The organism is Succinatimonas hippei YIT 12066, assembly GCF_000188195.1.
Classification (GTDB): domain Bacteria; phylum Pseudomonadota; class Gammaproteobacteria; order Enterobacterales; family Succinivibrionaceae; genus Succinatimonas; species Succinatimonas hippei.
Window position 1 is genome coordinate 1 of record NZ_GL831016.1, and the last position, 10,186, is coordinate 10,186.

Sequence of the window (10,186 nt, forward strand, 5' to 3'; positions counted from 1 at the left end):
GATCTCAGTACTGTTCATCGTTTTGCCATATAAATATCAGGATTTGTCTTTCCCGTACTTACAAAGTGCAAAATTTTCTATTTGCCCTATTCTGCTTAAAATCGCTTACCTTATTAACTATATAATTTATCTGATATGAAAGGAGCGAAAATAGGTACAGGAGAACTAACATGAAGATAGGAATCATACGCTGCAGAGCAACTGAAAATTATTGTCCCGGGACCACTGATTTTAAAAGCTTAAAAATTAAAAACGGATCTTTTTCTACACTTGAAGGCGAACTTGAGCTTGTGGGCTTTGTCAGCTGCGGAGGCTGCCCCGGCAAAGAAGCCGTTTTAAGAGCTAAAGAATTAGTGCGCCGCGGTGCCGAATGCATAGCTTTTGCTTCCTGCATTAAAAAAGGAGACCCTATCGCTTTCCCTTGTCCTAATGCAGATAATATGATTGAAGCTGTAAAAAAGGCGGTCGGCTCCCAAGTAAAAATTTTAGAGACGACACACTAATTTCTATAATAAGTATTAAGAAATGATTTTTACCGCAAAATACTCCTCACCTTTAGGTGAAATTCTTTTGGCATCAGATGAAATCGGCCTTACCGGTTTATGGTTTCACGGGCAAAAATATTTTGCAGAAAATCTTGATCCTTTTCATGAAGAAAAAGAAAACGATGCCATAAAAAAAGCAAAAGTATGGCTTGATGAATATTTTAAAGGGCAAAGACCGGACGTAAAAGTTCCGCTGCACCTTAGAGGTACCAAGTTCCAGCTGCAAGTTTGGGCAACTCTTCAAAATATTCCTTACGGCAATTTTATGACTTATAAAGAAATTGCCGCGATAATTGCCAAAGAACAAGGAATTAAACAAATGTCGGCACAAGCAGTCGGCGGCGCCGTCGGACACAATCCGATTTCTATAATCATCCCATGCCATCGTGTCATCGGCAGCAATAAAAGCCTTACGGGGTACGCAGGCGGCCTTGATAAAAAGTTAAAACTCTTGACCCTTGAAAAAGCCGATACCACAGATCTTTATATGCCAAAAAACTAAATAACCTCCGAAGGAGCGATTGAGAACAATGACGGCGGCAGAGTCCAACCTTTTTCTTTGTATTTTTGCTCGCGTCTCTTAACCATTTCATCATGCAGATCCTTATCGGAAAGTTTCTTTCCGGTTATAGCGCCAATAAAAGCATTCTGCAGCAAAGAAAGTTTTACTTCATTGTCTACCCGATATAATAGCTCCTGCTGTTTTTTAAAAGCTTTAACCGCTTCATTGTCTGGATACGATGTAGAGCAAATAAATTGAGCTCCTGTCTTTTCCAAAAGGATCTGTAAGCTGTTTTGTCCGCTTTTAAGATTAAATGCTTTTGGATCAAGGCATTGGGACATTAACGTAAATTCGTTTACCGGCACATTCACAGCACTTATAAAAGTTAAATCTTTAGCAACAAGTATTTCATATTTTGCATTCAATGCGTCAAACTTACCGCAATCAAGTTTTAAACTCTGAGGCTCTCTTCCTACATCTTTACCGTACAATGCTTCTAAATAAGCATTGGTAAGCGCTGCTCTTACTTTATATGTAACCGACTTTACAGCATCATCACTTTTAACTTCGTACAATTCCATTCGTTCAATCGGATAATAATCAGAAATCGGATCTGCTCCGTCTTGAATAGAAGAAAAAAGCATACCCGGCAAATTGGCAAAATCAAACTCGTAAGAAAGCGGCACTGCCTGTGCTGTCGTATTATGTGATAAAAGAAGCTCTTGAGCGACAAATTTCTGGAAATAATAATTAAGCAAAGCTACGTCTTCTTTATTTAACTTACTGTCAAAAGACAAATTACCGACCACTGCTTTTATTCCTGAATCAATATTTTGCTTGTCATTGCTGACAGTTCCAACTGATGCAAGTCCTAATGAGCTGACTATAAAAGGAGTTTCGCTGCTTTCATCAGCAGACATTAAAAAATTGACCGAAAAAGCAAGAGAAAAATTATTTTTATCTAAAAAAGCGGCAAATTTATCTGCAGATGATGAAACATAAGATTCGCGATTATTAAGAAAAATCTCAGCAACATCTTTATTTGAATAGCTCCCGCTGAATACTACGACATCACGGCTTCTATCATCTTTAATCGCCTTCCAACTGCCTCCTGTTACATTTTTATAAGTCTCAAGAAACTTTCCGATATTTTGCGTTTTATCCTCAGCAAAAAAACCGTCCTTTACCGTATCAATATTCGATTTCGAACATCCTGAAACGAAAAGTGCTGCAGCAGCCAAAACAAACAATGCTCCAACGACTTTTTTTAACCTAACCATTTTTATTTCCTTTTTTCATTCCCGTACATATTAAGTATGTACAAAAAAACGCCCTTTATACATAAAAAATACAGCCTCTTTAAAGAGCAATTTTGCATTTAATCAAAAATTCAGACTTTATGAGTTATTATCTGCATAGTTTTAATTTATAAGTATCATAAACTATGATTAGACTGGTAAAAATTTCAGATGCGCCGGCAATTGCCCGCATATACAATTATTACGTAAAAGAAACAACCGTCACTTTTGAATATGCGCCGCTTACAAATAATGAAATGGCGGATAGAATAAATAGCATTAGCGCATCTTATCCGTATTTTGTCTATGAAGAAAACGACTGCATTTTAGGTTATTGCTATGCTCATCCGTGGAAAGAGCGTGCCGCTTATGCTCAAACTTACGAAATAAGCATTTATCTTGCCAAAGAAGCAACCGGTCAAGGAATAGGTTCTAAGCTTTTAAAAAGGCTTGTTGACGAATGCAGAAAAATCAACTGCCATGCCCTTATAGCTTGCATTACAGCTGAAAACGCAGGCAGTATCCGCTTCCACTTGCGTCATGGTTTTAAACAGGTTTCCTCTTTTAAAGAGGTAGGTTTTAAATTCAATCGTTATCTTGATGTTAATGATTATGAATTATTAATTTAACTTATTTTCATTAAAAACTTACCGTCTTATCGGAAATAACAACCTAATTATTAGTTATACAACAATTGACATCCTCACCGGCCTAAAGGCCGATGATTCCTACCGCTAAACAACAATACTGCCTATTGTGTAAGCTTCGGCGGGTTCCTGTTGCCGACCTCTTATGAGGTTCGCTTGCCGGGCCATCCGGGCAAGTCCTGCCCTTCTTAAGATATTGTGTGCGGCATTGGTTGGCATTAGCCTCATAGCACTTGAATATCCCCTGCTCCTTGCGGCGTTCGGCACCGTGGGTTCTCTTATCGATGTAATTACGCTCCGGGCAAATGATTTTAGATGAAGAGACGATGGCATTGATTACAGGAACGCTGCTCAAGCCGTCAGTCCAAGCAAGCAGCAGATTGGTAAAGCCTTTAACCTGACGATGCGAGACATGGTCATAAGTTCTTGATAATAACTCGACCTTTTTGCTGCGAGGCCTTTCCATAATGGTGTCATCAAGGACAAAACATTTAGCACAAGTCATGGTCGGAGTGATTTTACGTATCAGCTTCTGTGCAAGCAGCAGACACAGTTTGCGCCAATTCAGCTTAGGATTGGAAGTAATATCGTAAAAGACTTGGTCGGTGCAATTACATTGAGAATAGCCTTTGCGGGACTGCGTCTTTTGATGAATGCCCGAATAATTAAATACGGAGGTTAACAGCCCGTACATAACAATGAGAATGGGAACACCGCGCTTTTTATTGAAGCCGCAGGAATTTAACAATCTGCCGAAAGATAAATCTTTTAAGGCACCGCAAAAAGAGTTGTTGGAGAAAGAAGAAATATTGTTTATCATATATCAGCCGGTGGTTAACTGTATGTTTTTTAAGCAAATATATTATACCGTTAACTTCCGGCTTTTATAAGATAAGCTATTGTTTTAGCAATAAAAAAACTCTTAAGATAACTCCTCTCCGATTGAAAAATCCCGTTCTGTACAACAAAAATAAGCGATAAAATCAATACCGGTTTTTAAAGAGCTTAAAAGCCTTTGCCGGAAAGGCTTTGACTTAAATTTTTATCACGGAAAGTCGAGTAATTAAGTGCAAAAAATTTTGTCAGGCAAACTTACCTGATTGCCTGACACTAATTGTCTGATGTCTTTTTATTAATCTTGTGACTTTGCAGCAAGCCTGTTTTATGCAGCTCTTTTGTTATACGGATAGCTGTTTCAGTCTCACATCCTGAATACTCAGCTATCTCACGATAAGTCCACGGATACTCAGGATAATGTTCTGCCAAAAACCTGGTAGTATTAAAGACCCGATCCAATGTCTTGTTATACGCAATTTTTGCAAGTCTTGTCTCAGCATCATGCAATTCTTGTGCCAGCTGAAACACCAAAAACCGTACCAGCTCTATATTCTTTGAAAAAAAAGAATCGATACTATGCGGCCTGATGCAGATAATCTGCGCCTTGACCATTACAATTGCGCTGCAATGATAATTTTTATTGCCGAAAAAAGTTCTGAAACCGAAAAAATCACCTTTTTTATATAAACGGACCAAACTTGATTTTCCGTTTTCCAAAATATGATATAAGCCCACCAGCCCTTCTTTTACGTAATAAAATTGCAGCGCCGTATCTCCTTGATCGTAAACGCTGCATCCTTTTTCCAAAGCATTTAACGCAAAAACGTCACAATCAGTACAGTCGTCAGGACTGAACACCATAAATGCTACCTTATCTGATTTATAGCAATCAGAATTTACAATAGATACACAACTAAAGTATATCCTGCTACAAATAAAAGGATCAACCCTAACAATAAATCAGCCAGTTTTCTTTTAAGTTTACCTCTAAGGCGCATGGAAACAAAGCTGGTAATAAAAGAACCTACTATAACTATTCCTACCAAGGTAAAATTAACGTACCCTACCTGAAAAGTGTTCTCCAGCATCAACTTACAGGGCTTGCTTAAATAGCCTATCATGCTGCCCACACCGCCTATAACCATCATATAGTTAGTATACACGGCCACCTGATGCTGCTTGACAAAAGAAAGTTGATTTACAAGCGGCGACATTATCGAACCTCCGCCTATACCCGTAATGCCGGCAATAAACCCTCCTAAGGTACAAAAAAGCGTACCTTTAGCCAAATCTTTGGCATTAACTTTCACATCTTCTTTTACCTGATAGCTTTTCTTTAACTTTAAAAAGGTTTTTACTGCCAAAATGAGCATGGTTACGATAAAAATACCCACGATTACATTCGGATGAAAAATAAAACTTAATTCAAATCCGCCCTGCACGCCTATAATCATACCCGCCGACCATAAAACCAGTCCTTTATAACTTATTGCTATTTTCTGTCTTATAAAATACGTTAAATTTATAAGTGCGGAACCTATAACGATAGACAGCGATGTCGCGGCTACCATTTGCATGGAAAATTGAGGGAAAACTGTCATCAGCAAAGGAACCATAAGAACTCCACCGCCGATCCCGAATAGTGCTGACATAAGATTAGTAAAAACACCGCAGCCTAATAAAAAACAGATTGTTGCAAAGCTCATAACTGAAAACCCGTTAAACTATTGACTGAATTTCAGTGTAACATCACAAACTAAGCCTACTTATGATCTCTATCATAAGAGAAATTATCTTAAGCTTTTAATATCGGCACATTATCCATCCGCGTACAGGAGTATAACCATGCAAAGGCCCTTTTATCTAATGGCAAAGCCGTCAGCCGCTCACTGTAACATGTGCTGTGAATATTGTTTTTATTCCGGGACTAATCACTCAAATTCAATCAGAATGTCAGATCAGGTGCTTGAAAAATATATTAAAAATTATATAAACAGCAATCCGCAGCGACAAATAAGCTTTATTTGGCAGGGAGGAGAGCCGACTTTATGCGGTCTTGATTTTTTCAAAAAAGCAGTAGCACTTGAACAAAAATATGCAAACGGCAAAAAAATCTATAACAGTCTGCAAACTAACGGCTTGCTTATTAATCAGGAATGGTGTGACTTTTTTAAAGAACATGATTTTTTAGTCGGTATCTCCATTGACGGGCCGCAAGAAATTCATGATAAACGACGTAAAGATCATCACGGTAAGGGAACGTTTTCCCAAGTTATAAACAGCATAAACAGACTTATTCAAACTGAAGTTGAATTCAACACTCTTACTGTAATCAATAAAGCTAATGTCCATAAAGGCGCTGATGTTTATGCTTTTTTAAAAGAAATCGGCTCCAAACAAATGCAATTTATCCCGCTTACCGGAGTTGAAGAAACAATAACACCTGCCGATTACGGCAGATTTATGATTGACATTTTTAACAGCTGGTACCCGCAGGACATAGGTAAAATTTTTATTCAGCATATAGAGCAGTGGTTTATGGCTTATGCAAATATCAGTCCCACATTGTGCATTTTCAGACCATATTGCGGAGATCAGCTGATCATCGAACAAAACGGAGATATTTTCAGCTGCGATCACTTCGTGGATCAAGAACATCGACTCGGAAATATCCGGGAAGAACCGTTATTGTCATTAATCAATAAACTGCCTCAGGTGCAATTCGGTTTGTCAAAAGCTGCGCTTCCTGCGTGCTGCCGTACTTGCAACTTTCTTAAATACTGCAACGGAGGTTGCCCTAAACATAGAGTTACTAATGAAAAAGGAGAAAAAGTAAATCAATTCTGCGACGCATACAAACAAGCTTTAACATACATGCTGCCGTATTTTGCCAAGATCTACCAAAGTTTATCCGCAAAATAAAAACTTCTTAAATAGTGAGCTGTATCACGAAGTGGTACTGTTATTAATCATAACGACTACACAGCTCATATCCCTATACTGCACACACTGACTCTTTTTAAGGAGATTTTTTATGTTTGCTGTTTTAACCTGTGTGGCCTTTATGGCTTTCGTAGCGTGGTACTCCTGGTACAAAACGCGCGGAACAATCGAAACTTCGGCAGGATACTTTTTAGCCGGAAATACTCTCGGACCGGTATTCATTGCAGGCTCTCTACTTTTAACCAATATTTCAACCGAACAATTAGTCGGACAAAGCGGCTTAGCTTATTTCGGCAATATGACTCCGCTGGCTTGGGAAGTCTGGGCCATAAGAGGAATTATCCTTTTAGCCATTTTATTCCTCCCTATGTACTTAGGCGGAGCCTTCTCCACTATTCCGGAATTTTTAAAGAATCATTACGGAGAAGGAACAAGAAAAATCATCGTTTATCTTTTCATGTTCGGCTACATTTTCGTCTGGTCGCCTACCGTATTGTACGGAGGAGCTTTGGCTTTGATGAAAATTCTTAATATAGAACAAGCGCTGGGAATAACGCGAATGGAGGCGCTATGGCTAATGACCGTCATTGTCGGTGTCGTAGGCGCAATCTATGCTGTCGCCGGAGGACTTAGAGCTGTCGCAATTTCCGATACTTTAAACGGATACGGACTATTAATTATCGGCTGCTTGATCCCTATTTTAGGCTTAGTGGCTTTAGGTAATAAAATTGACGGCGGCATCACCGATGCTTTGCACTTTATTGCCACTCATCACCCTGAAAAATTAGATGCCATCGGTTTAGGCAGTGAACTTGATGCTATTCCTATTGCCGCAGTATTCACCGGTCTTATGGTAACGGCTACCTTCTATTGGGGTACTAATCAGTTCGTTATTCAAAGAGCATTAGGAGCCAGAAGCTTAAAAGCCGGACAACAAGGTCTGCTTTTTGCCGGTTTCTTTAAGTTCTTAGTTCCGTTTATCGCAATTTTCCCGGGACTTATTGCCTACCATTTATATGGAGAAGGCTTAGATCCGCGCGATATTGCCTATCCTACATTAGTTGCAGATATTTTACCTGCTCCTCTGCTCGGCCTTTTCGTTGCCGTTTTATTAGGCGCAGTGTTCTCAACTTACAATTCATTACTTAACTCAGCTGCAACTTTATTTGCCGTTGATATATACAAGCCTTTCATAAATCCGAAAGCCGATGACTCCAAGGTGATCCGCATTTCACAGATTTTCGGTATTATCTGCTCCGTATTTACTATCGGCATCGCTCCGTTCTTAGTATATGCGCCTAACGGCTTGTTTATCTTCTTGCAGCAATTTACCGGATTTATTGCTATTCCTATCGTTTGCCTTGTTTTGATAGGTTTATTTGCAAAGCATATTCACGTTCCCGGTGTTGCCGCTAAAATTACGATTATCGGTCACATCATTGCCTACTATCTCTTGGTATTCCAATTCAATGACTTAGTCAAAATCCATTGGATGCATGTTTATGGAATTCTGTTCTGCATTGAATTGGCCATTCTTGTCATCTGGGGAATCGTTGCTCCGGCTCCGGCTGCAGCCTACAGTGAAAAACGTGTCGCTATTATTGACATGCATGCATGGCACTATGCGATTTTAACCTCTTGCATTCTGCTGTCCTGCGCAACTTTAATTTACGTAGTATTTTCAAAGGTTGGCCTTGCCTATGCCGATGATGTGGTATCTCCAGACTTCTGGACCTACTTCCTCGGAACAACAGCTATCTGTGCCGTCATATGCATAATAATGCACTTAAAAGTACAACCTATTTATGAAAAATACATCAACGAACACTATCACTCCAAAGTAGCCGCTAAATTAGAGGAAAAGTAAGATGAATAAGAAACCTAATATCCTATTTATATTGTTAGATGACTACGGCTGGACAGATACCGGCTGTTACGGCAGCAGTTTTTATGAAACTCCGCGCATTGATGCTCTGGCTCTTGAAGGCGCAAGATTTACGGATGCTTACGCATCCTGCCCGGTTTGTTCACCGACCCGTGCCAGTATTTTAACGGGAAAATATCCGGCACGCTTAGGACTCACCCAATGGATCGGTGGACACTCTGAAGGAAAACTTGCCGACGTGCCTTACATTGATCATTTGAGTACTGACGAAATATCTTTAGCAAAAGCCTTAAAACAAGGCGGCTACAAGACCTGGCACGTCGGAAAGTGGCATCTGTCAAAACATAATGAAGAACGCTTTGACACTTACCCTGACAAACACGGCTTTGACGTCAATATCGGAGGCTGTCACTTCGGTCATCCTTTTAACGGCTATTTTTCTCCCTACGGCATTGAGACCCTTGAAGACGGTCCCGAAGGAGAATATCTGACCGACAGACTTACAGATGAAGCCATAAAACTGATTAAAGGCAGTAAAAACGACGATAAACCGTGGTTTATGTACTTATCTCATTATGCCGTGCATACTCCGATTGAATGTCACGAAGAGCTGGTAGAGAAGTATCGTAAAAAGGCCAGAATGTTGGGACTTGATAAAATCAATCCTTTCGTTGAAGGAGATTATTTCCCGTGCGAGCATAAAAAGGATGAAAAGATCTTGCGTCGTACAATACAGAGCAATCCGATTTATGCCGCTATGGTAGAAAATCTTGATACCAATATAGGCAGAGTTCTTGATTGCCTTAAAGCTGAAGGCCTTGAAAACGATACTATCGTTATCTTCTACAGTGATAACGGAGGATTAGCTACTGCAGAAGGATCTCCTACAACCAATAAGCCGTTGTGTGAAGGCAAAGGCTGGATGTATGAGGGCGGTACCCGTGAACCTTTGATCATTCGTTGGCCCGGACACATTGCTCCGAATACCATGATCGAGACTCCGGTAACTTCAACTGACTTTTATCCTACTTTACTCGAAGCTGCCGGTTTACCGCTTATGCCGGAGCAGCATATGGACGGAGTCAGCATTCTTCCGCTTCTGGAGCATTCGACTCAGGATGGTTTGGATGATCGCCCGATCTTCTGGCATTATCCTCACTACTCAAATCAAGGATGCACTCCGGGATGCTCAGTACGCAAAGGACATTGGAAGCTTATAGAGTTTTTCGAAGATGAAAAGCTTGAACTCTATGATATCTACAATGATGTCGGAGAAACCAAAGACGTCAGCGCCGAACATCCTGACATTGTTCAAGAGCTTAAGTCTTTGCTTGATCAATGGAAAATTGACGTCAAAGCAAGGATCCCCGAGCCGAATCCAAACTATAAACCGCGTAGTTAAGGGAATATAAATAAATGATTAAGCCGTGCGTATAGTTTTACGTACGGCTTTTTTATTGCAACAAACTCCTCTTAATAAAAAAATAACAAATACTTTTCATATCCATGTCCTTAAGCATATGAAAAAT

At 39.8% G+C, this 10,186-nt stretch carries 10 protein-coding genes; 6 read left to right on the plus strand and 4 right to left on the minus strand.

Annotation, left to right across the window (positions count from 1 at the left end; genetic code table 11):
- The first annotated feature begins 170 nt into the window (after positions 1 to 170).
- Both HMPREF9444_RS06480 and HMPREF9444_RS06485 read left to right on the plus strand, forming a co-directional pair.
- Positions 171 to 503 (plus strand): CGGC domain-containing protein, encoded by a 333-nt coding sequence (locus HMPREF9444_RS06480; protein WP_009143604.1) that lies wholly within the window; start codon positions 171 to 173, stop codon positions 501 to 503.
- A gap of 22 nt (positions 504 to 525) precedes the next feature.
- On the plus strand, positions 526 to 1,047 hold the full coding sequence (locus tag HMPREF9444_RS06485; RefSeq protein WP_009143605.1) for a methylated-DNA--[protein]-cysteine S-methyltransferase: 522 nt from the start codon (positions 526 to 528) through the stop codon (positions 1,045 to 1,047).
- Here the strand turns inward: HMPREF9444_RS06485 and HMPREF9444_RS06490 are convergent.
- Entirely contained in the window at positions 1,044 to 2,327 is a 1,284-nt protein-coding gene (locus HMPREF9444_RS06490) for a hypothetical protein (protein WP_009143606.1), read from the minus strand. The genes HMPREF9444_RS06485 and HMPREF9444_RS06490 overlap by 4 nt on opposite strands.
- Positions 2,328 to 2,491: 164 nt before the next feature.
- Between HMPREF9444_RS06490 and HMPREF9444_RS06495 the strand changes: the two genes are divergently transcribed.
- Positions 2,492 to 2,974: a GNAT family N-acetyltransferase gene (locus HMPREF9444_RS06495; protein WP_009143607.1), complete on the plus strand. Its 483-nt coding sequence runs from the start codon at positions 2,492 to 2,494 to the stop codon at positions 2,972 to 2,974.
- 82 nt (positions 2,975 to 3,056) lie between these two features.
- Here HMPREF9444_RS06495 and HMPREF9444_RS06500 read toward each other — a convergent pair whose 3' ends face one another.
- The 3 genes from HMPREF9444_RS06500 to HMPREF9444_RS06510 all read right to left on the minus strand — a co-directional run bounded on the left by HMPREF9444_RS06500 (position 3,057) and on the right by HMPREF9444_RS06510 (position 5,535).
- On the minus strand, positions 3,057 to 3,812 hold the full coding sequence (locus tag HMPREF9444_RS06500) for a transposase (RefSeq protein ID WP_040909356.1): 756 nt from the start codon (positions 3,810 to 3,812) through the stop codon (positions 3,057 to 3,059).
- Positions 3,813 to 4,102: 290 nt separating this feature from the next.
- Positions 4,103 to 4,690, minus strand: coding sequence for a Crp/Fnr family transcriptional regulator (locus HMPREF9444_RS06505; protein ID WP_009143610.1), 588 nt, complete (start codon positions 4,688 to 4,690; stop codon positions 4,103 to 4,105).
- Positions 4,691 to 4,725: 35 nt separating this feature from the next.
- A complete protein-coding gene (locus HMPREF9444_RS06510; RefSeq protein ID WP_040909357.1) occupies positions 4,726 to 5,535 on the minus strand; it encodes a sulfite exporter TauE/SafE family protein in 810 nt (269 codons plus the stop codon).
- Positions 5,536 to 5,674: 139 nt separating this feature from the next.
- Here HMPREF9444_RS06510 and HMPREF9444_RS06515 point away from each other — a divergent pair, with 139 nt between their 5' ends.
- From HMPREF9444_RS06515 to HMPREF9444_RS06525, 3 genes are all read left to right on the plus strand, one after another.
- On the plus strand, positions 5,675 to 6,751 hold the full coding sequence (locus HMPREF9444_RS06515) for an anaerobic sulfatase maturase (protein ID WP_040909358.1): 1,077 nt from the start codon (positions 5,675 to 5,677) through the stop codon (positions 6,749 to 6,751).
- Positions 6,752 to 6,863: 112 nt separating this feature from the next.
- Positions 6,864 to 8,639 carry a solute:sodium symporter family transporter gene (locus HMPREF9444_RS06520; RefSeq protein WP_009143613.1) on the plus strand — a complete coding sequence of 592 codons (1,776 nt, stop codon included), beginning with the start codon at positions 6,864 to 6,866 and terminating at the stop codon, positions 8,637 to 8,639.
- A gap of 1 nt (position 8,640) precedes the next feature.
- Entirely contained in the window at positions 8,641 to 10,059 is a 1,419-nt protein-coding gene (locus HMPREF9444_RS06525; RefSeq protein ID WP_009143614.1) for a sulfatase, read from the plus strand.
- The last annotated feature ends 127 nt before the right edge of the window (positions 10,060 to 10,186 follow it).